General features: G+C 38.2%; 31 protein-coding genes. 17 read left to right on the forward strand and 14 right to left on the reverse strand.

What is annotated here, in order from left to right; translation table 11 throughout:
- Nucleotide 1 precedes the first annotated feature (1 nt).
- Nucleotides 2-100, forward strand: a complete 99-nt coding sequence (locus BN985_RS19030) for a methionine/alanine import family NSS transporter small subunit (protein ID WP_156960106.1) — start codon at nucleotides 2-4, stop codon at nucleotides 98-100.
- 204 nt (nucleotides 101-304) lie between these two features.
- Here BN985_RS19030 and BN985_RS08840 read toward each other — a convergent pair whose 3' ends face one another.
- A complete protein-coding gene (locus BN985_RS08840; RefSeq protein WP_042222679.1) occupies nucleotides 305-1,264 on the reverse strand; it encodes a M23 family metallopeptidase in 960 nt (319 codons plus the stop codon).
- A gap of 312 nt (nucleotides 1,265-1,576) precedes the next feature.
- Nucleotides 1,577-2,155, reverse strand: a complete 579-nt coding sequence (locus tag BN985_RS08845; protein WP_042222681.1) for a YhcN/YlaJ family sporulation lipoprotein — start codon at nucleotides 2,153-2,155, stop codon at nucleotides 1,577-1,579.
- Nucleotides 2,156-2,284: 129 nt separating this feature from the next.
- Here BN985_RS08845 and BN985_RS08850 point away from each other — a divergent pair, with 129 nt between their 5' ends.
- On the forward strand, nucleotides 2,285-2,581 hold the full coding sequence (locus tag BN985_RS08850; RefSeq protein ID WP_042222683.1) for a YutD family protein: 297 nt from the start codon (nucleotides 2,285-2,287) through the stop codon (nucleotides 2,579-2,581).
- Nucleotides 2,582-2,610: 29 nt separating this feature from the next.
- Here BN985_RS08850 and BN985_RS08855 read toward each other — a convergent pair whose 3' ends face one another.
- The 3 genes from BN985_RS08855 to BN985_RS08865 are packed head-to-tail and all read right to left on the reverse strand — an operon-like array spanning nucleotide 2,611 to nucleotide 4,687.
- Nucleotides 2,611-2,865, reverse strand: coding sequence for a hypothetical protein (locus tag BN985_RS08855; protein ID WP_042222684.1), 255 nt, complete (start codon nucleotides 2,863-2,865; stop codon nucleotides 2,611-2,613).
- 48 nt (nucleotides 2,866-2,913) lie between these two features.
- Nucleotides 2,914-4,377, reverse strand: coding sequence for an amidase (locus tag BN985_RS08860; RefSeq protein ID WP_156960107.1), 1,464 nt, complete (start codon nucleotides 4,375-4,377; stop codon nucleotides 2,914-2,916).
- A 37-nt stretch (nucleotides 4,378-4,414) separates the two neighbouring features.
- On the reverse strand, nucleotides 4,415-4,687 hold the full coding sequence (locus BN985_RS08865; protein WP_042222686.1) for an SAV0927 family protein: 273 nt from the start codon (nucleotides 4,685-4,687) through the stop codon (nucleotides 4,415-4,417).
- A 142-nt stretch (nucleotides 4,688-4,829) separates the two neighbouring features.
- On the opposite strand from BN985_RS08865, the gene BN985_RS08870 reads away from it, so the two are divergent.
- Both BN985_RS08870 and BN985_RS08875 read left to right on the forward strand, forming a co-directional pair.
- Nucleotides 4,830-5,267, forward strand: a complete 438-nt coding sequence (locus tag BN985_RS08870) for a DUF86 domain-containing protein (RefSeq protein ID WP_042222687.1) — start codon at nucleotides 4,830-4,832, stop codon at nucleotides 5,265-5,267.
- A gap of 44 nt (nucleotides 5,268-5,311) precedes the next feature.
- Complete coding sequence (locus BN985_RS08875; RefSeq protein WP_042222689.1) at nucleotides 5,312-6,085, forward strand: TIGR01457 family HAD-type hydrolase; 774 nt, start codon at nucleotides 5,312-5,314, stop codon at nucleotides 6,083-6,085.
- A 66-nt stretch (nucleotides 6,086-6,151) separates the two neighbouring features.
- Here the strand turns inward: BN985_RS08875 and BN985_RS08880 are convergent, their stop codons facing one another.
- The gene (locus BN985_RS08880) at nucleotides 6,152-6,661 is read right to left on the reverse strand and encodes a phosphatidylglycerophosphatase A family protein (protein WP_042222691.1); all 510 of its coding nucleotides are present in this window, start codon (nucleotides 6,659-6,661) and stop codon (nucleotides 6,152-6,154) included.
- A gap of 160 nt (nucleotides 6,662-6,821) precedes the next feature.
- Between BN985_RS08880 and BN985_RS08885 the strand changes: the two genes are divergently transcribed.
- On the forward strand, nucleotides 6,822-7,790 hold the full coding sequence (locus BN985_RS08885) for a protein kinase family protein (RefSeq protein ID WP_052360663.1): 969 nt from the start codon (nucleotides 6,822-6,824) through the stop codon (nucleotides 7,788-7,790).
- Nucleotides 7,791-7,815: 25 nt separating this feature from the next.
- Entirely contained in the window at nucleotides 7,816-8,784 is a 969-nt protein-coding gene (locus BN985_RS08890) for a 2-hydroxyacid dehydrogenase (protein ID WP_042222695.1), read from the forward strand.
- Nucleotides 8,785-8,883: 99 nt separating this feature from the next.
- Here BN985_RS08890 and BN985_RS08895 read toward each other — a convergent pair whose 3' ends face one another.
- The gene (locus tag BN985_RS08895) at nucleotides 8,884-9,108 is read right to left on the reverse strand and encodes a NifU family protein (protein ID WP_036574679.1); all 225 of its coding nucleotides are present in this window, start codon (nucleotides 9,106-9,108) and stop codon (nucleotides 8,884-8,886) included.
- Between the two features lie 153 nt (nucleotides 9,109-9,261).
- On the opposite strand from BN985_RS08895, the gene BN985_RS08900 reads away from it, so the two are divergent.
- The 3 genes from BN985_RS08900 to BN985_RS08910 all read left to right on the forward strand — a co-directional run bounded on the left by BN985_RS08900 (nucleotide 9,262) and on the right by BN985_RS08910 (nucleotide 10,895).
- The gene (locus BN985_RS08900) at nucleotides 9,262-9,591 is read left to right on the forward strand and encodes a YuzD family protein (RefSeq protein WP_042222697.1); all 330 of its coding nucleotides are present in this window, start codon (nucleotides 9,262-9,264) and stop codon (nucleotides 9,589-9,591) included.
- A 36-nt stretch (nucleotides 9,592-9,627) separates the two neighbouring features.
- Nucleotides 9,628-10,464 carry a diaminopimelate epimerase gene (gene dapF, locus BN985_RS08905; RefSeq protein ID WP_042223070.1) on the forward strand — a complete coding sequence of 279 codons (837 nt, stop codon included), beginning with the start codon at nucleotides 9,628-9,630 and terminating at the stop codon, nucleotides 10,462-10,464.
- A 74-nt stretch (nucleotides 10,465-10,538) separates the two neighbouring features.
- Entirely contained in the window at nucleotides 10,539-10,895 is a 357-nt protein-coding gene (locus BN985_RS08910) for a HesB/IscA family protein (protein ID WP_042222699.1), read from the forward strand.
- Nucleotides 10,896-11,067: 172 nt separating this feature from the next.
- On the opposite strand, the gene BN985_RS08915 is transcribed toward BN985_RS08910, so the two are convergent.
- Complete coding sequence (locus BN985_RS08915) at nucleotides 11,068-12,054, reverse strand: NAD(P)/FAD-dependent oxidoreductase (protein ID WP_042222702.1); 987 nt, start codon at nucleotides 12,052-12,054, stop codon at nucleotides 11,068-11,070.
- A gap of 411 nt (nucleotides 12,055-12,465) precedes the next feature.
- On the opposite strand from BN985_RS08915, the gene BN985_RS08920 reads away from it, so the two are divergent.
- The 3 genes from BN985_RS08920 to BN985_RS08930 all read left to right on the forward strand — a co-directional run bounded on the left by BN985_RS08920 (nucleotide 12,466) and on the right by BN985_RS08930 (nucleotide 14,971).
- Nucleotides 12,466-13,683 carry an NAD(P)/FAD-dependent oxidoreductase gene (locus tag BN985_RS08920; RefSeq protein WP_042222704.1) on the forward strand — a complete coding sequence of 406 codons (1,218 nt, stop codon included), beginning with the start codon at nucleotides 12,466-12,468 and terminating at the stop codon, nucleotides 13,681-13,683.
- Between the two features lie 182 nt (nucleotides 13,684-13,865).
- Nucleotides 13,866-14,177: a YuiB family protein gene (locus tag BN985_RS08925; protein ID WP_042222706.1), complete on the forward strand. Its 312-nt coding sequence runs from the start codon at nucleotides 13,866-13,868 to the stop codon at nucleotides 14,175-14,177.
- A gap of 107 nt (nucleotides 14,178-14,284) precedes the next feature.
- Nucleotides 14,285-14,971 carry a 3D domain-containing protein gene (locus BN985_RS08930; RefSeq protein WP_042222708.1) on the forward strand — a complete coding sequence of 229 codons (687 nt, stop codon included), beginning with the start codon at nucleotides 14,285-14,287 and terminating at the stop codon, nucleotides 14,969-14,971.
- 48 nt (nucleotides 14,972-15,019) lie between these two features.
- Here BN985_RS08930 and BN985_RS08935 read toward each other — a convergent pair whose 3' ends face one another.
- The 3 genes from BN985_RS08935 to deoD form a co-directional block, all read right to left on the reverse strand.
- Nucleotides 15,020-15,493, reverse strand: coding sequence for a divergent PAP2 family protein (locus BN985_RS08935; protein WP_042222710.1), 474 nt, complete (start codon nucleotides 15,491-15,493; stop codon nucleotides 15,020-15,022).
- A 124-nt stretch (nucleotides 15,494-15,617) separates the two neighbouring features.
- Entirely contained in the window at nucleotides 15,618-16,211 is a 594-nt protein-coding gene (locus BN985_RS08940; protein WP_052360649.1) for a biotin transporter BioY, read from the reverse strand.
- 332 nt (nucleotides 16,212-16,543) lie between these two features.
- Entirely contained in the window at nucleotides 16,544-17,251 is a 708-nt protein-coding gene (deoD, locus tag BN985_RS08945; protein ID WP_042222713.1) for a purine-nucleoside phosphorylase, read from the reverse strand.
- A gap of 217 nt (nucleotides 17,252-17,468) precedes the next feature.
- Here deoD and BN985_RS08950 point away from each other — a divergent pair, with 217 nt between their 5' ends.
- The gene (locus BN985_RS08950; protein WP_042222715.1) at nucleotides 17,469-17,732 is read left to right on the forward strand and encodes a phosphocarrier protein HPr; all 264 of its coding nucleotides are present in this window, start codon (nucleotides 17,469-17,471) and stop codon (nucleotides 17,730-17,732) included.
- 74 nt (nucleotides 17,733-17,806) lie between these two features.
- Here BN985_RS08950 and BN985_RS08955 read toward each other — a convergent pair whose 3' ends face one another.
- Nucleotides 17,807-18,187, reverse strand: coding sequence for a kinase-associated lipoprotein B (locus BN985_RS08955; RefSeq protein ID WP_042222716.1), 381 nt, complete (start codon nucleotides 18,185-18,187; stop codon nucleotides 17,807-17,809).
- A 122-nt stretch (nucleotides 18,188-18,309) separates the two neighbouring features.
- On the opposite strand from BN985_RS08955, the gene BN985_RS08960 reads away from it, so the two are divergent.
- Both BN985_RS08960 and BN985_RS08965 read left to right on the forward strand, forming a co-directional pair.
- The gene (locus tag BN985_RS08960) at nucleotides 18,310-18,501 is read left to right on the forward strand and encodes a hypothetical protein (RefSeq protein ID WP_042222718.1); all 192 of its coding nucleotides are present in this window, start codon (nucleotides 18,310-18,312) and stop codon (nucleotides 18,499-18,501) included.
- 64 nt (nucleotides 18,502-18,565) lie between these two features.
- Nucleotides 18,566-19,141 carry a superoxide dismutase family protein gene (locus BN985_RS08965; RefSeq protein WP_042222720.1) on the forward strand — a complete coding sequence of 192 codons (576 nt, stop codon included), beginning with the start codon at nucleotides 18,566-18,568 and terminating at the stop codon, nucleotides 19,139-19,141.
- A 100-nt stretch (nucleotides 19,142-19,241) separates the two neighbouring features.
- Here BN985_RS08965 and BN985_RS08970 read toward each other — a convergent pair whose 3' ends face one another.
- Nucleotides 19,242-20,417 carry a MalY/PatB family protein gene (locus tag BN985_RS08970; protein ID WP_084157487.1) on the reverse strand — a complete coding sequence of 392 codons (1,176 nt, stop codon included), beginning with the start codon at nucleotides 20,415-20,417 and terminating at the stop codon, nucleotides 19,242-19,244.
- 240 nt (nucleotides 20,418-20,657) lie between these two features.
- On the opposite strand from BN985_RS08970, the gene BN985_RS08975 reads away from it, so the two are divergent.
- Nucleotides 20,658-22,064 carry a hypothetical protein gene (locus BN985_RS08975; RefSeq protein ID WP_042222721.1) on the forward strand — a complete coding sequence of 469 codons (1,407 nt, stop codon included), beginning with the start codon at nucleotides 20,658-20,660 and terminating at the stop codon, nucleotides 22,062-22,064.
- Nucleotides 22,065-22,098: 34 nt separating this feature from the next.
- On the opposite strand, the gene BN985_RS08980 is transcribed toward BN985_RS08975, so the two are convergent.
- Nucleotides 22,099-23,448 carry a glucose-6-phosphate isomerase gene (locus tag BN985_RS08980; protein ID WP_042222723.1) on the reverse strand — a complete coding sequence of 450 codons (1,350 nt, stop codon included), beginning with the start codon at nucleotides 23,446-23,448 and terminating at the stop codon, nucleotides 22,099-22,101.
- Nucleotides 23,449-23,603: 155 nt separating this feature from the next.
- Here BN985_RS08980 and BN985_RS08985 point away from each other — a divergent pair, with 155 nt between their 5' ends.
- Nucleotides 23,604-23,846, forward strand: a complete 243-nt coding sequence (locus tag BN985_RS08985; protein ID WP_042222726.1) for a DUF378 domain-containing protein — start codon at nucleotides 23,604-23,606, stop codon at nucleotides 23,844-23,846.
- Nucleotides 23,847-23,906 lie beyond the last annotated feature (60 nt).

Raw genomic sequence — 23,906 nt, forward strand, 5'->3', positions numbered from 1 at the left:
TATGAGTGCAAGTGCTATCTTTGTTATGATCCTTGGTATGGTTGTTATATGGGGTGGATTAGCAGCAAGTATTACCTATGCAGTAAAAAAATCAAAATAAACAAGAAGAGAGCCATATTCATATGGCTCTCTTTTCATTTTATCCCGGAGCAACCGTCCGTAATACTGCCACTTCAAAACATGAATAGAAACAGTTAGTTTTTAGTGGAAGTAAACGGACGCTAACACCCCGATTCGTTCAACTAACAATCAGTGGGGAAAGAATGAAAATCCCCACTGATTGAAGTTTCACTTTAAACGAAGATTATTTGGACATTCGTTCCCATTTTCTTAAGAAAGGATAAGGGTCAAAGGACCATTCACTATAGCCATTGTCCTTGTACATTCCATAATGTAAATGTGGTGGGAACTTACCCGACGTACCTGGTGGGCCATATCCTGTGGACCCTACGCTACCTAGTACATCACCAGGCTTTACAACCTGTCCTACCTGTATATCATCCTGATACCCAGCCATATGACCATAATAGTGATAAATATTGTAAATATCACGAATACCTATACGCCATCCACCATATAAATTCCAACCCATTAATTCAATTACACCATAGGTGGTGGATTTGATTGGAGTCCCGTACCCGGCAAAAATATCTGTTCCTTCATGAATGCGTAAGCCGCCGAAACCACGTCTATCTCCCCAGGTACTTCGATAACTGTAATTGTAGTCGGTGGAAACTGGAAAGTCTCTATCGGTCAAATTAATATCTTGGTATGTTTTAAAAACTTTGGCTGTATTCATTATTGTTTGCACAGATAAATCTCGTTTATAATAATTCCATAACGCGATTTTAATATCGTCCTTTGTTTGCCCATATTCAGCTATATAGCTTGCAATGGTATGAAGGGTATCTTCTGGGTTTGCAGGATCGGCAAGTTTGTCACCGTTTCCGTCTTTTCCTTTTCCACCAAAAAAAGTTATTATACTTTCCTCTTTAATTAGGGAACTGTTACCTAAACCAAACCATAACTCAGCCGGTACTTCAATTGAAATTACCTTCCCTTTATCTTCTTTCTGAATGTTGCGTTCATAATTATCCATCGCAGCAAAATAATACCATGGTATTTGGGAAATTGCTTCCGTTTTCTTAAATAAGGCCATCCGCTCTTTATATATGTCTTCATCCGACTCCGCGTGAACGGGAGTTCCGATAAGCATTATAAGGAATAGAAGAAAAAAACCTGTAAGAAGGTATCGAAAGTACATATTGTTCACCCTTTGAATTTTAGGATAACGTTATTTTTCGTTTAGAGCGGCTTTTCTATTCATTTAAAAAGAAGGATCCTCCTGCTACTTGCAGAAGACCCTTCCATTTTACCCTGTCCCAATTCGTTCACTTGTCATTTGGTGAGGGTGGTAGGGATCCCTCCACCAAATGAAGTATCACTTTATCCCGGTGCAACCGTCCGTAAGACTCCCACTGGTGGGAGTAAACGGACGCTAACACCCCGATTCGTTCAACTAACAATCAGTGGGGGATATTGAAAACCCCACTGATTGAAGTTTCACTTTATTATGCTAATTTGAATTATTCATTTGGTTATCTTCATTACCTTGAGGAGATTTTTCCATTTCTTTAATGATTTGGTCAATAGTGTTATCGTAGTCATCGTTTGTAGTACGTGAGTTATGCAAGCTTTGAATATCTTGGATTAGGCTCTCGTTATCGGAGACATAAATTTCGTAATACTGTGGAATAACGGATTGAGCAGTTTTTCGAGCAATAGTCGCAGCTTCCTTCTCATCTACATCCTCAGTCTTCTCATAAGCGATTAGTACCTCTTCATCTGTAACAAGTGTTGCAACTTGCTCCAACCCCTCACCACTTAAAGCAAGGCGCGTTATCGTATTTGCTACCTGTGTACGATCAATAGTTGCCTCTTGTTGCATTTCATCATTGTTGTCAACTTGGTCCTTTGTGTAATGTACATAGCCAAGTCTGTCATTTAGTTCTTCGTCTTCAGCTGACTGTTGATCTACCGAAGGATCAAGCTGGTTAACAACATCATCGCGCTCATCCATAGCATTGTCATTAGTCCCACATGCTGTTAGGCTTAGCAATGTACAAACACCGATTGCAAAATGTTTTATTTTCATGTGATTTCTCCTTTTCTGTTTTGTTTCTTTTTTAGTTTGCAATTCTCTACGAAATTCATGCATGAAATTAATTCTGGTTTCTATATGGGTGAATGTGATAAAATTATTACAATATGTGGAGGGAAAGCGATGATTGAAATAAATGGGAAGCAGTATGAATTGATTGAAAATGTTAAAGAGGGTTTTGATGAAAAAGCACTGAATGAGCGGCATTCTGATATCCTTTCGAAATATGACTATATCGTTGGTGACTGGGGATATGAACAATTGCGGTTAAAAGGGTTTTACAGTGATCAGAATCACAAAGCATCAGTCGATGCCAAAATCAGTGCGCTTGATGATTATCTCTATGAGTACTGTAATTTCGGTTGCGCTTATTTTGTAATCCAGAAGGTAAAAGGTTCAAAGGGGAAAAAGAGTGAATAACAAGTACGAAAAAAGGAGTAGCATAAGTGCTACTCCTTTTCTTGGATTGGATGTGAAAAAGGCGCTTTACGTGGGACGTCTTTATGCATGGACTTATCCGGAAAGACAAATGCACTTTCCCTGTACTGGCCTTCCTCCCAAGGGGAGGATTTACCTGAAACAGGTTCGGATTCATTGATGGGTGATCCAAAAGGGCCATCAGGAAACTCTTCGGGAATAAGCTGTTTTTGCCTATCTCTCGCATTCGTAAAATCACTATACTTGCCTTTCGGTTCACGTGACATTTTCTCACTCTCCTCCGTCTTAATTTATGAAGGAGAGTGTTCTTTCACTCATTCCAATTCTTGCCGCTGATCAGTGAACTGTGCTGGTACATATCCTCTAAATTTTTTTTCGAGAATTTTTCCTAATCGAAAGATAGCGTCCTCGTTTCCATTTGCTGAAATGACCTGAATGCTGATTGGCATGCCTAGCTCATCCTTTCCGATGGGGATCGTTAAGGATGGTAACCCCCAAACGTTTGCATAAGCTACATAGGGCATGAAGTTAAGGAATGTTTTGCGGAGTGAAAATATTTCTTTATAGACTTTACCATGCTTTAGGGCACCAGTATGATAAACAGGGAAGAGGATCAATCGGTTTTGCAAGTACTCTTCCAGAATTATGTCGCCTTGTGCCAAAATATTTTTAATTTCTTTTACTCTGCTTTTTGATGGTTTAAAAAGTTTCGAACCAAGAATTCCCATGGACAGATAAGGGTCAACTGAAGAACGATTCGTTAGCTTTTCCCTTAGAAACGCCTTTAGAAAATTAGATCGGTCGTTATGGAATGCAGACTTCTCAATAAGCTCGCTGCCTTCACTCGCCAACATTTCTAGCCATAGTTGCGAGCTTTCTTCAAAGTATGGTGGAATAAATCGATTAGTAGAAAAAGACTCCGTTAGGAATTTCTCAATACTATCCATCATTGTAACGGTTGATTCAGTTAGTGGGTAATTGATGGTGCCAGGAAGCACTTCTATTTTAAAAAACTGCAAATAACGATTCGCTGTTGAATGTGGAAATAGCACATTATTTAATAATTCCATGTCACGAACGGATCTTCCCATTGGCCCAATTGTTAGCATCCTTTCCTGTAACGGAGTAGTTGCAGAAGGATAATGACCAGCCGAAGATCCCATGCGCATTCCAGGTTTAAAACCAAGTACGCCATTAAAATGAGCAGGAAACCTGATGGAACCACCTATATCAGATCCAATCCCAACAGGCGATCCTCCAGCACCGAGAATTGCTCCCTCGCCACCGCTAGAGCCTCCAGCTGTTCGTGTAAGGTCCCATGGATTGTTTGTTCTACCATAAAGTCGGTTATCTGTTTCCTGATTAAAGCAAAGTGCTGGTGTATTCGTTTTTCCTAAAATGACTGCACCCGCATTCTTTAGCCTCGTTATGACAGGGGCGTCTTCTCTGGCAATTAAATCTTGCCGATGCTCTAACCCACCCGTTGTCTTCATACCAGAGACGTGTAAAGATTCTTTTACTGTAATAGGTACACCATATAAAGGTGGCAGTTGTTTATAAGTGTGTCTTTTTTCATCAAGAGACTTCGCTTCCTCTATTGCCAGTGAATAGCGATCCTCAACAACTGCATTAATGAAGGGATTGACCTTTTTTTGTTGCTCTATATAGAGAGAGACGATTTCACTGCTTGTGACATTATTTTTTTTAACCCATTCTGCCAAGGCGGTGGCGTCCAATTTTAGTAACTTCTCTTTTAAGACAGAATCCATACTTTCCATTTTGTTTTTCTCCTTAGGCAACGTTACCTGTTAATTTTTACAATATCTCTTTTAAAAATGCACGAACTTCATCCGCTTCCATAGCTGTTTCATGAAGGATGTGTTCCACGTCACGATTATCATTATTCAAATCCTCTTTTCCAACGACAATAAAACGATTTTTCTGTAAGTGGATAACAACCGTCTTATTAGGATCTTCTTCATATTGCATAAGTGCAAAATCATAGCGCTGATAGTTACCCATAAAACTAATATACCTCAACTCTTTTGTTTTTGTTTCGTCTTTTAGAATCTCGAATTTATGTCCCATAAGAGTCCTCTTTTCCATTATTTTGATATTTCTTCAACTATAACATGTTTATATCTCGATATCATGTGTAATATGCTAAAATATTACTATACCAAATCCAGTATTTACCCCAAAGATGAATAAAATTAAAGGAGTCAACAGTATGTATTTTGTAGATAGAAGTAAGATTGAACAGCGACTTTATTATTTAGATGAGATGCTAACAGAGATGAAGGTAGTGAAGTGCGATTCATTACAGCAAAAGCTAGCTTTAGAAAGAATGGGACATGTTACAATTGAAGCAATATTAGATGTGGGAAATATGATGATTGACGGGTTTATTATGCGAGACCCTGGAAGTTATGAGGATATTATTGATATATTACTTGATGAAAAAGTTATACCTCAAGAAGATGGAGAAGCATATAAACGAGTGATTAGTCTTAGAAAAGAGCTTGTAGTGGAGTATCTCCATGTTAACCATCAAGAGGTACATCACACGTTCTCTCAATATTTACCTCAATTAAGCATGTTTCATTCACATATAAGAGCATACCTCGATAACGAGCTTGGGGTAGCAAATGCATTTTCAAATGAATAGTTAAAAGAATGTAATAGAGGTTTAAGGTAGAAAGGAAGTTGACAGTGAAGAAATACAATGGTTATTTAATTGACCTCGATGGAACAATGTATTTAGGTAAGGAGCCTATTGCAGAGGCTTCTGGGTTTATTGAGGCTTTACGGAAAAAGGAAATTCCTTATTTATTTGTAACGAATAATTCTTCGAAAACCCAGGCAGATGTTGCAGCGAAACTTAACCAGTTTGGAATTTATGCTAAACCTGAGCATGTCGTCACCACAAGCCTTGCTACAGCCAGGTATATTAAAGAATTGAAAGAGGATGCATCCTGCTATGTTATCGGGGAAGAAGGGGTCAAAGCAGCGATAGAAGCAGAGGGACTTACCATTTCCGAAAATGAGCAATGTGATTTTGTTGTAGTAGGTATGGATCGCGAAGTGAACTATGAAAAATTTGCAAAAGCCTGTCTAGCTGTCCGAAATGGTGCGACCTTCATATCAACTAATGGCGATATAGCAATTCCAACAGAGAGAGGTTTGCTCCCGGGTAATGGTTCTCTTACATCTGTGGTCGCAGTAAGCACTGGTGTTGCCCCTACATTTATTGGAAAGCCAGAGAAAATCATTATGGAGCAGGCGTTAGAAATTTTAGGGACAAGTAAAGAAGAAACAATTATGGTTGGGGATAATTACCAGACTGATATTAAAGCAGGCATTAAAGCTGAACTTGATACATTGATGGTCTTTACGGGCGTCACCCCATTCGAGGAAATGAGCACCTTTGCTACAATGCCGACTTATTTTGTACACAGCCTAAAGGAATGGATTGAAAGAATATAAAAAAACAGGAGCGCCCTAATAAGGGCCTCCTGTTTTTAGGATTGAAAGACTGTCAGCTGATGATGACTAATCTAATAAATCGTCGTCAGCAGTTCCATGCGCCAATCTGCTTGAAGCAGCTGCAGCGATGGCTCCAACGATATCATCAAGAAAAGTATGGCATTCTCCAGTTGATTTATCATTCAGCTTTTTTAATATGCCTGGTTTTTGTTTATCAATATAACCGTAGTTGGTAAAACCAATAGAGCCATAAACATTTACTATCGAAAGGGCAATAATTTCATCCACCCCATATAAGCTCTCATCTGTTTCGATGGTTTTTTGTAGTGGTTGTTCAAGCTGTTTTTTTTCTGCAAGTACATCTAATTGGATACCTGTAAGTATAGCGTTTTGTACTTCCCTTTTTGTCAACACTCTGTCTACGTTATGTCGGCAATCATCCATACTAAGATTCTCATGGTATTTAGATTGTAAATAATAGACCAGTTCAGCGATATCATCTAAAGTTACGCCACGCTGGGTTAACCATTGTCTTGCTTTCAGTTCTAGTTCACTTTGATTCGTATTTGCATCCATGTACATCACCTTTTCCTAATAAATTGGTTAAGAATTCACCTTTTCATACATACAATAGTACTAATCTTGCTAAAGAGGAGGTTATTTATCCTCTAATTCCCTTCATTCTTTAGGGAGTAAACTAATTCTTTAAGACAAAAAGGGTGTGATCATATTGTCAATGGAAACCATGCTCGCCACACATTATAATATCCAAGCAAGTGAAAAAGTAGTACTGGCTGGGAGAGATGGTTACAAACAAGACGAATATGTATATTTTACCATTCCTTCTGATAACAGGGAAGTTATTCATTTGGAGCAGGCTGCTCTAGCATACTACTTATTGGAAAATCGGTATTTTCACACAGCCATTCCAGTAGCCAATATTAATGGCGATTGGTTCACCGCATATGAAAATACTACTTATATGGTTGTCATGGTAGAGCAGCTTAACAATACGACCAGAGAAAGCAGTGGTCGTTCACTCGCAGCCTTTCATACTATTGGTACCCTTTATAGCTTCGAGCCACACCAGATATCTAGTTATGGCCAATGGAAAAAGCTTTGGATTGATAAATTAGAATCGTATGAAAAAAATGTTTCGCTCGCTGCAAATGAAAAACCAGATGATTACTTTCGAATGGTGATGGATACATTACCATACATTATTGGACTAAGCGAGAATGCTATACAGTATTTACAGGAGAGTGAGCGGGAAAACAGGTTTGATACAGTAGACCAGGGAACCATCTCCTTCCAACGTTACACAAATAATCTTCAAAAGTCAGTTATTTGGTTAGATGATTTTGTATTTGATCATCCGGTACGCGACTTAGCAGAATATACAAGAAGCTTACTGTTAAGCAATGCACCACCAGATGAGATAGTCCAGTTTTTACATGACTATCAATCTGAAAGGCCACTTTCTATTTTCAGTTGGCGATTATTATACGCTAGGCTACTTTATCCTGTTCACTTTTTTGACCATTTTGATTCAGTAATGGGGTCTCGGACATTTGAGGACTCTTACACAGCTTTTGCCTCTTTAATAGAGATGCAGGAGGAATATGAAAAGAAGATGCGGGGCCTTTATCAGTTGATTGGCCTTGATGCTACCTCGTTACAAATCCCTGTGTTACACTGGCTATAATAATAGTGTATGGGGGGATGGGGCGATGATAAAACCAAAGCTTTATATTACAAGAAAGGTACCAGAAGAGATTGTGGAGCCTTTTCGGGAGTATTTCAGCATTTCAATGTGGCAATACGAAGAGGAACCGGTACCTAGGGACATCCTTTTAAAAGAGGTTGTGGATGCACATAGCATCCTTTGCATGTTAAGTGAGAGGGTGGACAAAGAGGTGTTTTCAGTTGGCAGGTCGCTTCAGGTTGTTGCTAACCTAGCAGTGGGCTATGACAACATTGATCTTGAAGCTGCATCAGAAGCGGGGGTAATTGTGACCAATACACCTGGTGTTTTAACAGAGTCAACAGCCGATTTAGGCTTTTCTCTACTACTAGCTACAGCAAGAAGGATTGTGGAAGCAAATCAGTACATTAAGGAAGACAAATGGAAGAATTGGTCGCCTTATTTACTTGCTGGAACGGATGTTTACAATAAAACAATCGGAATTGTGGGAATGGGGAGAATTGGAGAAGCTATTGCAAGAAGGGCAAAAGGTTTTGGTATGGAAATTTTATACCATAACCGTTCCCGCAAAGTTGAGGCAGAAGATCGGGTTGGTGCCACCTATGTTGAGTTTCATACATTGTTGGAAAAGGCGGATTTTGTCATTTCGGTAGTACCTGCTACACCAGAAACAAACGGGATGTTTACTAACGAAGCGTTTCGTAAAATGAAAGATTCCGCAGTATTTATTAATATTTCTCGGGGGAGTGTAGTAAACGAAAAAGCTTTATTAGAAGCTTTAGAATCTGAGCAGATTGCTGCTGCAGGTCTAGATGTTTTTGCTGAAGAACCAATTCGTGCAAATCATCCTTTACTTAATAAATCGAATGTCATTTGTCTGCCGCATATCGGATCAGCTAGCATGGAAACAAGAACGAAAATGCTACAGCTATGCTTGGAGAATATAACGGGTGTACTTCAGGGTACAGGTCCGATCACGGAAGTACCCCATTAGTAGATTATTAGCTTCTTGCTTTAAAGCTGCATTTAGGGACAACCATTTTAGAAGCAAAAAAGGCAGACACTTTGTCTGCCTTTTCGATATATGTTTGCATTAGAATACTTGTTCAATTTCTGTAACGCCTGGGACCTCAGCCATTAGGGCGCGCTCAATTCCTGCCTTTAATGTTATGGTCGAACTTGGACAATTGCCGCATGCACCCATAAGACGAAGAAGTACAATGCCATTGTCATCTACATCAACTAACTCCACATCTCCACCGTCACGCAGTAGAAAAGGGCGCAGTTTATTTAAAACTTCCTGTACCTGTTCTTGCATCATGCATCTTCTCCTTTCCTTATAAATAGTATAAAACGAATTCCTGTAAAAATCTATCTGAAATTATATTTTTACTTGATCGGATACTTATATTTTATCTTTATCCAAACTTTTTGTAAAATATAAGTAACCGAAAAAAGGGGGTTTTTTAAGGTGAAGGATAAAGTCACTATCACTGTATATGGTGCTAATCAAATATGTGCAAGCTGTGTAGGCGCTCCTGGCTCAAAGGATACATATGAATGGCTGCAAGCAGCGATAGGCAGAAAATATATAGTAGATAATGTTGAATATGAATATATCGATATAAACAACCCACCGGCACAGGAAAAACACCAGCAATTTGTCGAACGAATTATGGAAGAGGATTTATTTTACCCGATTGTAATGGTTGATGAAAAGATTGTGGCCGAGGGCATCCCCAAACTTAAAACAATATATCAGGAGCTTGACCAGCACGGAATTCTGCTCCAGACTAACTAGAAATGAGTGATTAGATTGGATATACCTTTTACAAAAATGCATGGCTTAGGAAATAACTATATTTACATAGATTTATTTAATTATCAAATGGATGAAGCAAGCATGCCAGCAGTTGCCAAAGCAATGGCAGATGTGAATAAAGGGATTGGCTCTGATGGTATGATATTAATTCATCCGAGTACCAAGGCAGATGTTGGAATGCGCATCTTTAATAAAGATGGTTCTGAAGGTAAAAGCTGTGGAAACGGACTTCGTTGTACAGCGAAATACGCATTTGAAAACGGGATTGTTACAAAACCTATTTTTCAAATTGAAACAAAGGCAAACATTGTGGAAGCCGAAGTTTTTCCTGAAGAAGGACGTGTTCATCAAGTCACGATAAACATGGGAGAGCCTGCACTACAACGATCTGCTATTCCTATGCTTGGAGATAAAGTGGAACGTGTAGTTGGGGAGGATTTTCTAGTTGACGATCAATTATTTGAATTAACCGCCGTATCGATGGGAAATCCACATGCTGTTTTTTTCGTAGAAGATATAAATGAAGCACCACTATACGAAATAGGACCGATTATTGAAAAGGATCAGCGCTTTCCTGAAGGTGTGAACGTTGAATTTATTCAGGTCGTTTCCGAAAATGAACTTTATTTCCAAGTGTGGGAACGCGGATCTGGTGTCACGCAGGCTTGTGGGACAGGGGCCTGTGCAGCGGTGGTAGCTGCAACGTTAAACAGTCGTGTTGCTCGAGGAGAAGATATTACGGTACATTTGCAAGGGGGAGACCTTGTGATTAACTGGGACAAGTCTGGACAAGTCTGGATGAGCGGTGAAGCAAAGACGGTTGTAACAGGTGTTTTTCACTATGTGATTTAAACCAATTAGTTGAATTGTTATAATTTCCTTTGTATACTTGAAGGTAATGATCATGACTTAAGGAGGTAAAAGGGATGGTTATAACAATTACCGACAATGCGGCAAAGCAAATCCATGAGATGAAGAAGGAAGAGTCCCCAGAGGCACGCCTACGCTTTGGTATTAAAGGTGGCGGTTGCAGTGGTCTGTCCTACTCATTGGGCTTTGAGAATGAAATAAATGAAGAACTCGATACAGTAGATGAAATAAATGGCGTGCCGGTTGTATTTTTCAATCAGGACATTCCGATTATTGAAGGAACTAAAATTGATTACAAACAAAACATGATGGGCGGCGGATTCAGTATTGATAATCCAAATGCCATTGTTTCTTGTGGATGTGGCTCTTCTTTTAGAACAGAAGATAAAGTGGGTACACCTGGAGATTGCTAAGAATTCATAATGTTTTAGTTATGAGATGAAAAATGTATATATGAGAAGACCAAATCGCAATGATTTGGTCTTTTTTTTTAAGGAACTAAGAAGTGTTGAATGGATTATATTCAAATTAAAAGAACCACACCCGATGTAAAATCAAGAGGATGTGGTCCTTTATTTACTTTATTTAAAACATGCTTGTAGAATGCTTCGGCTGGATTCTTGCTTTAGGATCAATATACTGCTTCGCATTATTAATTGCCGTTGGACCTTCACCAAATCCTGTTGCAATCAATTTTACCTTCCCGTCATACGTGCAAATATCTCCTGCTGCATATATCCCAGGAATGTTCGTTTCCATTTTAGAGTTTACGACAATGCTATTTTTCTCAATATCAAGACCCCAGTCTTTAATTGGTCCCAAGGATGATACAAAGCCATAATTACATAGTACAGCATCAACATCAAGCTCTACCTGCCTGTCCCCTTTAACTTCCTCAAAACGCACTTTATCAATTTGATCACTTGCTTCAATTTCTGTTGGAACAAACGGTGTCATAATTTCTACATTGGATGCCATTAGCTTTTCTACACTATGTTCATGGGCTCTGAATTTATCTCTTCGATGAACAAGGGTTACTTTTTCTGCAATAGGCTCTAGCATAAGTGCCCAATCGACTGCAGAATCACCGCCACCAAGCAGAACGACATTTTGACCTTTGTATTGATTCATATCCTTTACATGGTAGTGGAGGTTAACTCCTTCAAACTGTTCGCAATTATCTACCTCTAAACGACGTGGTTGGAAGGCGCCATTTCCACCTGTAATAATAATTGTCTTCGTATAGTGAACTTCCTCTGTATTTGAGACTAGCTTAAATGATTGATCCTCTAGTCTCTCTATTTTCTCAATAGATTGTTCAAGTACAATGGTAGGATCAAAAATGTTTGCCTGTTCTTCCAAATTATCAATTAATTCCTGTGCACGAACCTTTGGATATCCGGCAACATCGTATATATATTTTTCCGGGTACAATGCAGTTAGCTGTCCCCCGGTATGTGGTAAACTCTCAATAATTTTTACACTTGCTTGACGCATTCCGCCATAGAAAGCTGTGAACAACCCTACAGGGCCTGCACCAATAATTGTGACATCATAAACCTTATCTGTCATGCTCATATACCTCCATTACATGTTAATTCTTTACCCAATAGCCCTATCGTATCATAATTAAGGAGAAAAGGCTTTGGAATGACTTTGAACAGCGAAAATCCTATTATATCTTAAATTCATAATGGGTTAATAAATTGATAATTAGGAAAGTAAAAGAAAAGCTTGAAAAATTGATTCGAACGGTATACTATTATTTAGTGCTATATATTACAATTGTGTAACAAAACTATTATATTTCTATGATTGCTAGATTTTTAAATCTTAATAGTAATAGTATGCGGTGATAGTGCTTGAATAACGCATTATTTTTATTGGGTGATTAAGTGAAACTTGTCACAAACTAGGAAAAATATGTATTGATTTCTATATAACAATTAACAAAATAGAAAATTATAAATGGAAGTGATAATCATGAATAATCCACATATTGTTATTTTGGGTGCAGGCTATGGAGGTATCATGACGGCGGTCAAATTACAGAAGAGTATGGGTATGAACGAGGCAGACATCACATTGGTTAACATGAATGATTACCATTACCAAACAACGTGGCTTCATGAAAATGCGGCGGGTACTTTACATCAGGATCGTACTCGAATATCAATAAAGGATATTGTGAACCTAAACCGTGTACGTTTTGTTCAAGATAAAGTGGTTTCCATCAAACCAGACGTAAAAAAGGTTAAAATGCAAAACAGTGAGATGACTTATGATGTGTTGGTAATTGGATTAGGATTCGAAGCGGCTACATTTGGTATTCCAGGTCTTGAGGAAAATGCATTTACAATTGGTGATATTAACAGTGCTCGTCTAATTAGGGAGCATTTAGAATATAATTTCGCCCGTTATCATAATGAAGAGCCAAATAATCAGGCAAGAATTAACATTGTGGTTGGAGGCGGCGGATTTACCGGAATTGAATTCCTTGGTGAGATAGCAAACCGTATACCTGAGCTTTGTGAAGAATACGATATTGATAAGCATTTAGTGCGTATTATTAATATAGAAGGTTCACCAGCCGTACTGCCAGGGTTTGATCCACAGCTCGTAGAATACGCTATGAATTCATTAGAATCACGTGGAGTAGAGTTTGTAACTGGTGCCATGTTAAAAGAATGTACGTCAGATAAAGTGGTATATGAGAAAGACGGAAGACTAGTGGAAATACCTACTATGACAACTATCTGGGCTGCAGGGGTTAAAGCAAATTCTATAGTAGAAAAGTCAGGTTTTACTACAAATCGTGGGAAAGTAGAAGTTCGTAAGGATATGCGTACACCGGATTATGATAATGTTTTTGTTATAGGTGATTGTGCGTTAATAATGGATCCTGAAACAGGACGACCATTCCCACCTACTGCGCAAATTGCAATACAAGAATCAGCGACCGTTGCTCATAATGTAAAAGCCTTCATAAACGGAGGAGAACTGGAAGAATTCACTCCAAAGCTATTAGGTACTATCGCTTCGTTAGGACATAATGATGGTATTGCAGTTCTATTTAATAAATATAAATTATTTGGCTGGAAAGCTACTTTTATGAAAAAAATGAGCGATAACCGCTATCTTCTAAAGCTAGGTGGGCCTAGTCTTTTAATGAAGAAAGGGAAATTTAATATCTTTTATTAATTCTTTGGTGCAAAGTGGTATTTTACCCTTTGCATTTTTTGTCTTAATACAATATATACTTCTGAAATGTTAAAGTTTAGCAGTTAGGTTGAAAGGATAGCGTGTACTTTTCGTTAGCTTTCGTATAAAATGGAATTTGTATGAAATTTTTACTGTAGGTAAGTGGAAGGGGAGACGCAGCTTTGATTCAACTAGTTGTTTCGATCGTTTTATATTTTGTTATCTTTTTTGGCATTGCCTTTATTTTAAATATGCTTTTAAGGAAAACGTGGCTGATGGCCATATTATACCCAGTAGTAGTCATCATGATTGTGGATGATATGTCTACATTAGAATATTTTAGGAATCCTGGACAAGCATTTACCGAGGCATTTTCTAAACTTATGGCCATTAACTCTATTGATATAATCATTTTATTAGCAGGTTTTGTAGGTGCAATCGTATCTGGAATTGTTATTAAAATGCTAAGAAAAAGCGGTTATCAAATGTTTTAATTGCGAATGTAGCGTTTGTGAAAAGACAGAATATTATAGAGAATTTATCTTTCTTTGAATAAAATATTGATAGATTGGAAATGATGACATCCAGAGAGGTGTTAATCATGAAAATCAAAAAAATGTTTCGAAGAGTAGTTATGTTATCGTTGTTTATGGCAGCTTTTCTGGTCACCATCACATCTATTTCTAACATATCATTTGCTGATGTTCGCGATTGGGTGGATTATGAACCAGTCCTCATTGACAAAACAGTGAATCAGTCAAAATTCAGGCAATCATCGTTACAAAAGAAGCAATTGAACTATTTAGAGCAGAAAAAGACTTATATCTCAAGTGACGAAATTGAGGGTCCTAAAACACTTGAAGAGGCGGCAAATATTGATCAATATCCTACATCCCAAGTTATAGCAACAGGATATACAGCGGGAGTGGAATCAACGGGTAAATCCCCGGGACATCCTGAATATGGTATAACGTTTTCCGGTGTGCAAGTAAAACGAGATTTATATTCTACTATTGCGGCAGATCTAAATGTTTATCCTATCGGAACCATCCTTTTCATCCCAGACTACGGTTATGGGGTCGTAGCAGACAAGGGTAGTGCGATAACTGGCAATAAGATTGACTTATATTTTCACACGGTTGAAGATGTATATGCGCAATGGGGGAAGAAAGAGCTTGATGTACATTTAATTGAATTAGGCGATGGAAAACTTACAGAAAAAGAGCTTGAACAGTTAAATGCAACAGAGTCGTTACAGGTATTCAGACAACAGATTACAGAGAGTTAATTGTAAAAGGGAAGCATACCACAATATGGCATGCTACCCTTCTTTTTTTTAATAAAATGTATATAATACAAAAGCAATAAGGACTCCTGATAATCCGCCAAAGAAAACTTCAATCGGCTGATGGCCGAGCAATTCTTTAAGTTCCTCACGCTTTTCAACTTCTTCTTTTTTACTCCAATCCTTTGCTCCATCGACAAACAACTGAAAGTCTTTAATTAGCTGATTTAAAACAACTGCTTGTTCCCCGGCTTGTCTGCGTACACCGGAGGCATCGAACATAATTATAATACTGAAAACACAAGCTACTGCAAATACTGTGGATGTTACACCTTCCGTAATACCTACACCCGTAGTTAAGGCAGCAACTGCTGCAGAGTGACTACTTGGCATGCCTCCTGTGCTGAATGCAAGGCCAGGGTTAAACTCCTTTGTAACGATGAGTTTGATTGGTATTTTTACCACTTGAGCAAATACAATTGCAGCAAGTGCAGCCCATAAAGGGAAATTTAAGAATAACTCCATAAATGCGTAACATTCCTTCCAGATGTAGTATTTTATCTTGCTCTTAGTTTATCATACTTCATCAGGAAACGCATGAAACTCCCGTTTATGAAGGGGCTATACTTAAGTGTTTTTTTCTAGGCTCTTAAGAAGCTTTCACATGCATCCACTCCGAGGGTACCCGCTTCCCTAACTGAAGAATAAATAGGGCAGCAAGACAAGAGAGGGCTATGTCCTTAATTAAAAAGGGTATCATGCTTATCCATGCCAATTCATAGGTTATCGGGATTTCTAGCCATGTGTTCATCGCTACAAACATGAAAGTAACACCAATTCCATAATTAAATACTACACCGACCAAGGATGCTAAAGAATATAAAGGTAGACTTGGTTTCTTCTGTTTTTCTGCTATCCATCCAACGAAAAAAGCGATAAAGACAAAAGAAAAGATAAAGCCACCAGTTGGGCTGATCAGCTGCATAGGCCCAGCAGATAAACCGGAAAAGATCGGGACCCCTGCAGTGCCAACAAGTATATATGTAATCATTGCAATACTTCCACGCTTCTTTCCAAGCATCATGCCAGCTATGATGGCGAAAAAGGTTTGTAGGGACAACGGAACTGTCGCCCCGCCGATTGGTATTGCAAGAAAAGGAAACCAAACTGTAATGTTGGCACCTATTGCCATTAAACAAACAAATACTGCACCAAAAGTGAGATCAATTGGTCTAGTGCGCATATCCATTCCTCCTATACCCTGCCTAAACTGGAGGTATGCCCCCCACTAAGAAAACAAGGGTGATCCAAGCATTCTACATAGGAGAACAACTGCCAGTCCAGGTCCGATTCGTTCAACTAACATTTGGTGGGGGGAAGGCATCCCCTAAATGAAGTTTCACTTTATAACATCATAATTAGAAATGGACATGTTTGTCAACCATATTTTTTTAAGGTTAACAATAGAATTAATGAAATTAGATTAGTTATGGATTTCACTTTTCCAAAAGAAAAAAGCCGAAAGCAAATCGACTTGGATTAGCACACGATTCGCTTTCGGCTCTTTCTTAGTTATTACTTAATGGCTGCTTCTAGAGCAATTTCCATCATTTCATTAAAGGTTGTTTGGCGTTCTTCTGCGGATGTTTCTTCTCCTGTAATAATATGGTCAGAAACGGTTAGAACAGAAAGAGCTTGACGGCCATATTTAGCAGCCAATGTGTAAAGAGCAGTTGTTTCCATTTCTACTGCTAAAACTTTATATGCAGCAAGCAATTCATTAACTTCTTTTGCATTATCACGATAGAACGTATCACTTGTAAATACATTACCAACGCGGAGCTTTAATCCTTTTTCTTGCCCTGCATCATAGGCATTTTTAAGGAGCTCAAAATCAGCTAAGGGAGCATAGTCGATACCTTGAAATACCATACGGTTCATTTGTGAATCAGTTGTCGAACCTTGAGCAAGAATCACATCACGTACTTTTACATCTTCTTGTATTGCTCCACATGTTCCGACGCGGATTAGCTTTTTAACATCATAGCTTTGAATTAATTCATTTACATAAATGGAAATGGAAGGAACTCCCATACCCGTTCCTTGTACAGAGATCCTCTCACCTTTATATGTACCTGTGAAACCATACATACCACGGACTTCATTGTATTGCGAAACGTTTTCCAGGAAGTTCTCCGCAATAAACTTAGCGCGTAGCGGGTCTCCAGGAAGTAAGATTTTGTCAGCAATTTCTCCTTGTTTAGCACCTATATGTACACTCATTTGTAACCCTCCAATATATTTAGCATATTATTTTAAATAAACGTTATCATAACCGCCATGTAAAAACAAATGAATTAAAAAATGGAGGCTTTTTTGTTTCAAAAAGTTCTATTTTTGTATATAATATATTTAGTTCAGTTATTCACTTATAATGAACGTTGTACTAGTAAGTAAATAGTACATACTATGAATATTATGGTTGGAAGGATGATACAGAATGAAAGAACAAACTTTTACAATTACTGCGGATACAGGAGTACACGCACGCCCGGCTACACTTTTAGTAAATAAAGCTGGCCAATTTGAGTCAGAGGTAGAAGTTTCTTACAATGGTAAGAACGTTAACCTAAAATCCATCATGGGTGTAATGTCACTTGGAATTCCAAAGGGTGCTGAAATTAAAGTTACAGCAACCGGAAGTGACGAAGAAGAAGCACTTAAAGGTGTAGAAGAAGTTATTACAGAGCATCTTGGTGAATAAGCTTAGTTCATAAAAAAGCTGTACCTTCCTAACAATGAAGGTACAGCTTTTTTGCATATTGCTTTAGTTGGTAGCTATTTAAAATAAGCCATTTCAAGCCGTTCTAGTGCTAGAAGTGCTTCCTTATGATAGGGTGTATCCCCGTTTAATAGTGTATCCTTGTATTTCTGAACCGCTTCTTGGAGTGAAGTAGTATAATCTGGAATCTCTTCATCAAAAGGATGTACCGCTGGTTTTTTGACATTCATCTTTTCGTGGAAGGCTAGAGCTTTCCGTTCATGAAAAAAGACGCCCTCTGTCTGGTTCGGATTATGTAAATCCCCTTGCATAGGATGCTTCATAACAGCCAATACTTCAATAAGATATTTATCTCCACGGTCTTCTACGATTTTACCTAAATATGTACCAGATTTATAATGTGCTTTTACTTTGTCACCAATTTGTTTATCTGTCATTAATAAAACCTCCTCCTGCTCTTATTTTGCCAAAAATATAACAGTTTAGCGAACATTACTACTTGCCATATGGTAATATGTTATTATTTGCTATAATGTAATATAGAAAGGCGTGAAGTTAAATGATGCCATTTTTATATTTTCCAGAAGATAAAACAGAATATATACCAGCTATTATTACACTGATCATTTTTATGATTGCAGCTAGTGTCGTAATGTATCTTTTTTACAAGCGTTCAAAGAAAGAAGAGCAGGTTTTCAATGAAACCTATGAACAATCATTGAACGAGCAACAACAAAACGAGGAAAATTAACACATTCATTAAATTAAGCGAAGTGGCGAATACTAAAGTAAATGACCAAAAAGGAGTATTTCGTATGCGCTTCGTTTTTTTTATTGTTTTACTTTTTCTCACCGGTTGCCAATCCAATGCTGAAAAATTGAGAACCGTTGATATGTATAATGTGTCTGGTGATATGATAGGGACTGTAGCATTAAGCGAACAAGCAGATGGTGTTCAACTTAAGGTCAAGCTAGAAGGGCTAGAACCTGGATTTCACGGTATTCATGTTCATGAGTATCCGAAGTGCGAAGCCCCTGATTTTACTACTGCTGGAAACCACTATAATCCAGAAGGAAATGAACATGGGTTAATGCATCCTGAGGGTTCTCACCTTGGAGACTTGCCAAATATCGAGGCAGATGATGGAGGGCTGGTGGACGCTGAGTTAATGCTACCTGAAGCTACCTTAATGGAGGGGAAAAATTCTCTATTAAAAGAAGATGGCACCTCTATTGTTATACAGCAAGGGCCAGATGATGGTTTAACGCAACCAGGTGGTAATGGGGGACAAAGAATTGTTTGTGGAGAATTAAAGACAAATCCTGATGAGGAAGATTCAGAGGAATCCCCTACAGATCCGACCGAATTTAATGAAGACCAAGAGGAATAATGAAAATTCAAAATGAGAAATAGCCGAGCAGGAAATCGATACATTCTCGAATCTGCTCGGCTATATTTATGTCTGTTGTAGGAGCTAGACAAACGTTCCTTTATTTTGAAAGGGATTGGACGGCTTCTATGATCCGTTGTACACCTTCTTCAACAGTTGCTTTCGGACAACCAATATTCATCCGCATAAATTGTTCGCCTTCTTCACCGTAATCTATCCCCGTATTTAAACCTACTTTGGCCTTTTCGATCATAAATTTCTTTAACTCTTTTGTATCCATCTCTAGGCTGCTACAGTCAATCCATAGTAAATAAGTTCCTTGAGAGTCGATAACCTTTAGGTCGCTTGCATGTTCTGCAAACATTTCTTTTACATAGGTTTTATTATCAGAAAGTACGTCTAATAATTCATCAAGCCATGGACCACCATGTGAATAGGCCGCTTCTAATGCAGTGTTACCCATCACATTTAACATATGTGCACCTTGTTTATTAAAATGCTCTTCTAGTAGTTGACGTTTCTTTTTATCAGATGTTACAACATAGGAAGCCTGTAGCCCCGCTAGGTTAAAGGTTTTAGATGGAGCCATGCACGTGATGGTCTGTTGTGCAATGTCATCAGATAAGGAAGCGATAGGAATATGTTTGTTGCCATCGAAGACAAGGTCGCAATGTATTTCATCTGAAATAATAAGTACATTATGTTTTACGCACAATTCCGCCATCCTAGTTAATTCTTCTCTTGACCATACACGTCCTACCGGATTATGTGGTGAGCAAAGGATAAATGCTTTGACTCCATCTTGTAGTTTCTCTTCAAAATCGGCAAAATCGATATGATAGGTATTATCCTCGTAAAGAAGTGAGTTTTTAACAACCTGTCTGTCATGGCTTTCTACTACTTTATAAAAAGGTGTGTATACAGGTGTTTGTATTAACACTTTGTCGTTTACTTCCGTGAAGGCTTGTATAGCCATATGTAGACTTGTTACAACACCTGGACTGAAAGACAGCCATCCTTGGTCAATTTGCCAATCGTGGCGCTCTTTTAACCATGATTCTATTGTTCCTTTTACCGCTTGGTCTACGATTGTGTAGCCATATATCCCGTGCTTAGCCCGGTCAATGATAGCATTATTAACTTCTTCGGGTGCCATAAAATCCATGTCAGCTACCCACATTGGCAGCACATCTTCTGTTTGAAAAACAGGTTGAAGCATATCCCATTTCACTGATCTTGTGTTTTTTCTATCATGTAATATATCAAATTTTCCCAATATTGTTCTCCTCCTCGCTAATTTACATTATACTAAGTATAGCAAACTTTTTAATAGGACTGCATGTACTCCGAATTGAAAAAACACAAAAAAAAGCAAAGCGTTCAGAACGCCTTGCTTACAGGGGGAATACGAGAAAGTCTTACACTAATAGTATTACCCAGCATTTTCATGTTTAAAACATTTATTTATATTTTTTAAATAAATTTCTTAGTAGTTTTATCCAGGAGGGGAAAATGAATGGGGCAAAATTGGGGAGAAGGCAACCAAAAGACCAGTACCAGTAAACATAGCAAACTAAAAAAACGACGCTATATTATTGGGTTTCTTATTGTCATTATAATAATTGTAGGTACACTCATTACGCTATATGTAAACAAGCAGAAAGAGGCGACAGAAAAGGAACTATCTATTAAAGAATTCTTTTCGCAGGAAAAATTAGCTTTTCGTGACTCATTAGGGGTAGAAAATGTCGAGCATTTCCCGCAGGTAGACGCAGCGAGAAAAGTCGTAGAAGCAACTGAAAAAAATGCTAATGCAGATGAATTAAAAAATGCAAAAGGAGAAATAAAAAAACTATTGATGACACCAAAGATGTTAGTTGAGGCTTACAATAATAATGAAAGGTTCGACCTGGAAGTATATGAGGATTTGCAAGAGAGTAGAGTCGACTTTAGACAATCTTTTAATTCTTATATGTATGAAGAAATAGAGAATGCATTACAAGAAACGGCTCTACAAGAACACGGTTTTAAAATTGTGGAGTACGGTGTCGACCAAGACCCAAAATGGCTCCTTGACAATATTGAATTTAGGGAAGAAATTGCGGGAGATGAAGCACTCCTTCGGTTTTTAACAGAAAATGAGATGATAGACACTAGAGCATATGAAGAATTGGTTGAGCTACCAATGGAAGAAATTGCTGCTTTTTTACTCGAGCTTGAAACGATCTATGATACATATAAGGAGGATAAGCTATCATCCTGGGCGAGACAACGTTTAAGTATCCATGCGAATGACCTGCTTAATATTTATTTAACGACTAGGCGTGACAATGAGACAACTAAGACTGAGTTGGAAGGCTTCTTAGCAGACCATCAAGATTCCATTTATTGGAGTATCATTAATGAAGCGGTAAAGGAGTATAGATCCAATGATTGGTATATTCCCCATTACAGGCCAAGAAATGAATTGTTTATTATGTTTGATGATCAGTTTTCTGGTGTACAGGCAGATGATATTACGAGTGCGAATCGTTGGCCACTGGATAGACAGACATATCAACATTTGAATCTTCTTAACGAATCAAATGATACTGCTTTTCTTAACGAATTATCTCCTTTTCAAGTTGTATCTCTATACTTATACAGTATCGAACATGGCGAGATAGATGATGCCATAACTTTATATGATAGCTCCATTATAGAGAATGGGACAGGTAGTCTAAGACAGGAGATGGTCCGTCAGTCAGAATCCCATTTTTGGAACGATTTAGCCAATGAAACAGAGGATGTGGTAGAAAAGGTAAACGAAAAAGAAGCGATCGTATTCTTCATAAAGGGTATGGGAACGAATGAGGTATTGATGAAATTCACACTGGCTAAAACAATGGAAGGGTGGAAGCTCCTCGATATAACGGCAAACTAAAAACCCTACTACGAGGGTTTTTAGTTTGTAGCTATTATTTTAAGCGGTTTTCCAGTTCTTCTTTTTCTTTTTCAAAGCCCGGTTTACCAAGTAAAGCAAACATGTTTTTCTTATATGCTTCTACTCCTGGTTGATCAAAAGGATTCACACCAAGTAAGTAGCCACTAATAGCACATGCTTTTTCGAAGAAATAAACAAGGTAACCAAATGTATAAGCATCAAGCTCTGGAACTTCTACAATTAGGTTTGGAACATCCCCATCTGTGTGGGCAAGAAGTGTTCCTTGGAACGCCTTATCGTTAATTTCATGAAGTGATTTACCAGCAAGGTAGTTCAGGCCATCTGAGTCATTTGCTTCCTCTTCTACGATGACTTCCTTCTGTGATTTATTTACATGTAGGACGGTTTCAAATAAGTCTCTTCTTCCATCCTGTACATACTGTCCAAGGGAATGTAGGTCAGTTGAGAAGTTAGCAGACGAAGGATAAATGCCTTTTTGGTCTTTTCCTTCGCTTTCACCAAATAATTGCTTCCACCATTCAGCAAAATATTGTAGCTGTGGCTCATAGTTGATCAGCATTTCAATTGTTTTGCCTTTATTGTATAGCACATTACGAACAACGGCGTATTGGTATGCAGGATTTTCTTCAAGAGAAGAAGTAGACAAATCTTTTTCAGCTGCCTGAGCACCTTCCATCATACTATCGATGGAAACACCGCTCACTGCAATTGGCAATAAACCTACAGCTGTAAGTACAGAATAACGTCCACCTACATCGTCAGGAATGACAAATGTTTCGTAACCCGCCTCATCAGCAGATGTTTTTAAAGCACCTTTTTCACGGTCTGTTGTAGCGTAGATGCGTTTCTTGGCTTCCTCCACACCATATTTTTCTTCAAGGAACTTTTTGAAAATACGGAAGGCAATGGCCGGCTCTGTCGTTGTACCACTTTTGGAAATAACATTGATGGAAACATCTTTATCTTTCAGCACATCAAAAAGTTCATTAACATAAGCAGAGCTCATATGATGTCCAACAAAGATAACCTGTGGCGCTTTTCTATCTTCTTTAGAAATTAAATTTTGGAAGGAATGTGTCAGCATTTCAATTGCTGCACGAGCTCCGAGGTATGAACCTCCAATACCGATTACAAGTAAAACATCAGAGTCTTTTCTAATCTTCTCTGCACTTTCTTTAATACGGCTATACTCTTCTTTATCATAATTACTTGGTAGATCAATCCATCCAAGATAATCATTACCAGCACCAGTCTTATTATGTAACGCTTGGTGTGCGGTTTCTACAAAGCCCGCCATGTTTTTTATTTCCTCTTTGTTGAAAAAGGATAATGCTTTATCATACTTAAACGAAACATGTGTCACGTTCATTTCCCTCCTTGATTCCAATTCATTTTACTTTAAATGTTCAACATTTACTTTACCTAAGGGTTATGGGGAAATCAAGAAAAGAACCCTGCATATTTCTCTGAAAACCTGTAAAAACTACTCATGATCACTAGAAAAAGGAGGATACAAAAATGAATGGTTTACAACGAGCAGCATTAGCGCTGACAATTATTGGAGCTGTTAACTGGGGACTAATCGCCTTATTCCAATTTGATTTAGTGGCAGCTATTTTCGGTGGTGGAGAACAAAGTGCGGCATTCGCCAGAATAATTTACGGCTTAGTAGGGATTAGTGGGCTTGTACTTATCCCACTATTATTTAAGACAGATGAAGCATTTTCTAAACAAAGGGAACCACACAGAGCTGATAGTTAATCCGGACATATGTATGTTGCTATTCAAATAAAACAGGGAAACTCTCATGGAGTTTCCCCT

This window comes from Oceanobacillus manasiensis (assembly GCF_000724085.1).
GTDB lineage: Bacteria > Bacillota > Bacilli > Bacillales > Amphibacillaceae > Oceanobacillus_B > Oceanobacillus_B manasiensis.

Excerpts from the sequence above, each read along its gene's own strand:
- BN985_RS08880 (WP_042222691.1), bottom strand. The coding sequence starts at position 6,661 with ATGGATGCAAATACGAATCAAAGTGAACTAGAACTGAAAGCAAGACAA.
- BN985_RS08870 (WP_042222687.1), top strand. The coding sequence starts at position 4,830 with ATGTATTTTGTAGATAGAAGTAAGATTGAACAGCGACTTTATTATTTA.
- BN985_RS08960 (WP_042222718.1), top strand. The coding sequence starts at position 18,310 with ATGATGCCATTTTTATATTTTCCAGAAGATAAAACAGAATATATACCA.
- BN985_RS08985 (WP_042222726.1), top strand. The coding sequence starts at position 23,604 with ATGAATGGTTTACAACGAGCAGCATTAGCGCTGACAATTATTGGAGCT.
- BN985_RS08840 (WP_042222679.1), bottom strand. The coding sequence starts at position 1,264 with ATGTACTTTCGATACCTTCTTACAGGTTTTTTTCTTCTATTCCTTATA.
- BN985_RS08850 (WP_042222683.1), top strand. The coding sequence starts at position 2,285 with ATGATTGAAATAAATGGGAAGCAGTATGAATTGATTGAAAATGTTAAA.
- BN985_RS08890 (WP_042222695.1), top strand. The coding sequence starts at position 7,816 with ATGATAAAACCAAAGCTTTATATTACAAGAAAGGTACCAGAAGAGATT.
- BN985_RS08910 (WP_042222699.1), top strand. The coding sequence starts at position 10,539 with ATGGTTATAACAATTACCGACAATGCGGCAAAGCAAATCCATGAGATG.
- dapF (WP_042223070.1), top strand. The coding sequence starts at position 9,628 with ATGCATGGCTTAGGAAATAACTATATTTACATAGATTTATTTAATTAT.
- BN985_RS08845 (WP_042222681.1), bottom strand. The coding sequence starts at position 2,155 with ATGAAAATAAAACATTTTGCAATCGGTGTTTGTACATTGCTAAGCCTA.
- BN985_RS08935 (WP_042222710.1), bottom strand. The coding sequence starts at position 15,493 with ATGGAGTTATTCTTAAATTTCCCTTTATGGGCTGCACTTGCTGCAATT.
- BN985_RS08885 (WP_052360663.1), top strand. The coding sequence starts at position 6,822 with ATGGAAACCATGCTCGCCACACATTATAATATCCAAGCAAGTGAAAAA.
- BN985_RS08975 (WP_042222721.1), top strand. The coding sequence starts at position 20,658 with ATGGGGCAAAATTGGGGAGAAGGCAACCAAAAGACCAGTACCAGTAAA.
- BN985_RS19030 (WP_156960106.1), top strand. The coding sequence starts at position 2 with ATGAGTGCAAGTGCTATCTTTGTTATGATCCTTGGTATGGTTGTTATA.
- BN985_RS08895 (WP_036574679.1), bottom strand. The coding sequence starts at position 9,108 with ATGCAAGAACAGGTACAGGAAGTTTTAAATAAACTGCGCCCTTTTCTA.
- BN985_RS08920 (WP_042222704.1), top strand. The coding sequence starts at position 12,466 with ATGAATAATCCACATATTGTTATTTTGGGTGCAGGCTATGGAGGTATC.
- deoD (WP_042222713.1), bottom strand. The coding sequence starts at position 17,251 with ATGAGTGTACATATAGGTGCTAAACAAGGAGAAATTGCTGACAAAATC.
- BN985_RS08940 (WP_052360649.1), bottom strand. The coding sequence starts at position 16,211 with ATGCGCACTAGACCAATTGATCTCACTTTTGGTGCAGTATTTGTTTGT.
- BN985_RS08930 (WP_042222708.1), top strand. The coding sequence starts at position 14,285 with ATGAAAATCAAAAAAATGTTTCGAAGAGTAGTTATGTTATCGTTGTTT.
- BN985_RS08915 (WP_042222702.1), bottom strand. The coding sequence starts at position 12,054 with ATGACAGATAAGGTTTATGATGTCACAATTATTGGTGCAGGCCCTGTA.
- BN985_RS08955 (WP_042222716.1), bottom strand. The coding sequence starts at position 18,187 with ATGACAGATAAACAAATTGGTGACAAAGTAAAAGCACATTATAAATCT.
- BN985_RS08855 (WP_042222684.1), bottom strand. The coding sequence starts at position 2,865 with ATGTCACGTGAACCGAAAGGCAAGTATAGTGATTTTACGAATGCGAGA.
- BN985_RS08860 (WP_156960107.1), bottom strand. The coding sequence starts at position 4,377 with ATGGAAAGTATGGATTCTGTCTTAAAAGAGAAGTTACTAAAATTGGAC.
- BN985_RS08865 (WP_042222686.1), bottom strand. The coding sequence starts at position 4,687 with ATGGGACATAAATTCGAGATTCTAAAAGACGAAACAAAAACAAAAGAG.
- BN985_RS08965 (WP_042222720.1), top strand. The coding sequence starts at position 18,566 with ATGCGCTTCGTTTTTTTTATTGTTTTACTTTTTCTCACCGGTTGCCAA.
- BN985_RS08950 (WP_042222715.1), top strand. The coding sequence starts at position 17,469 with ATGAAAGAACAAACTTTTACAATTACTGCGGATACAGGAGTACACGCA.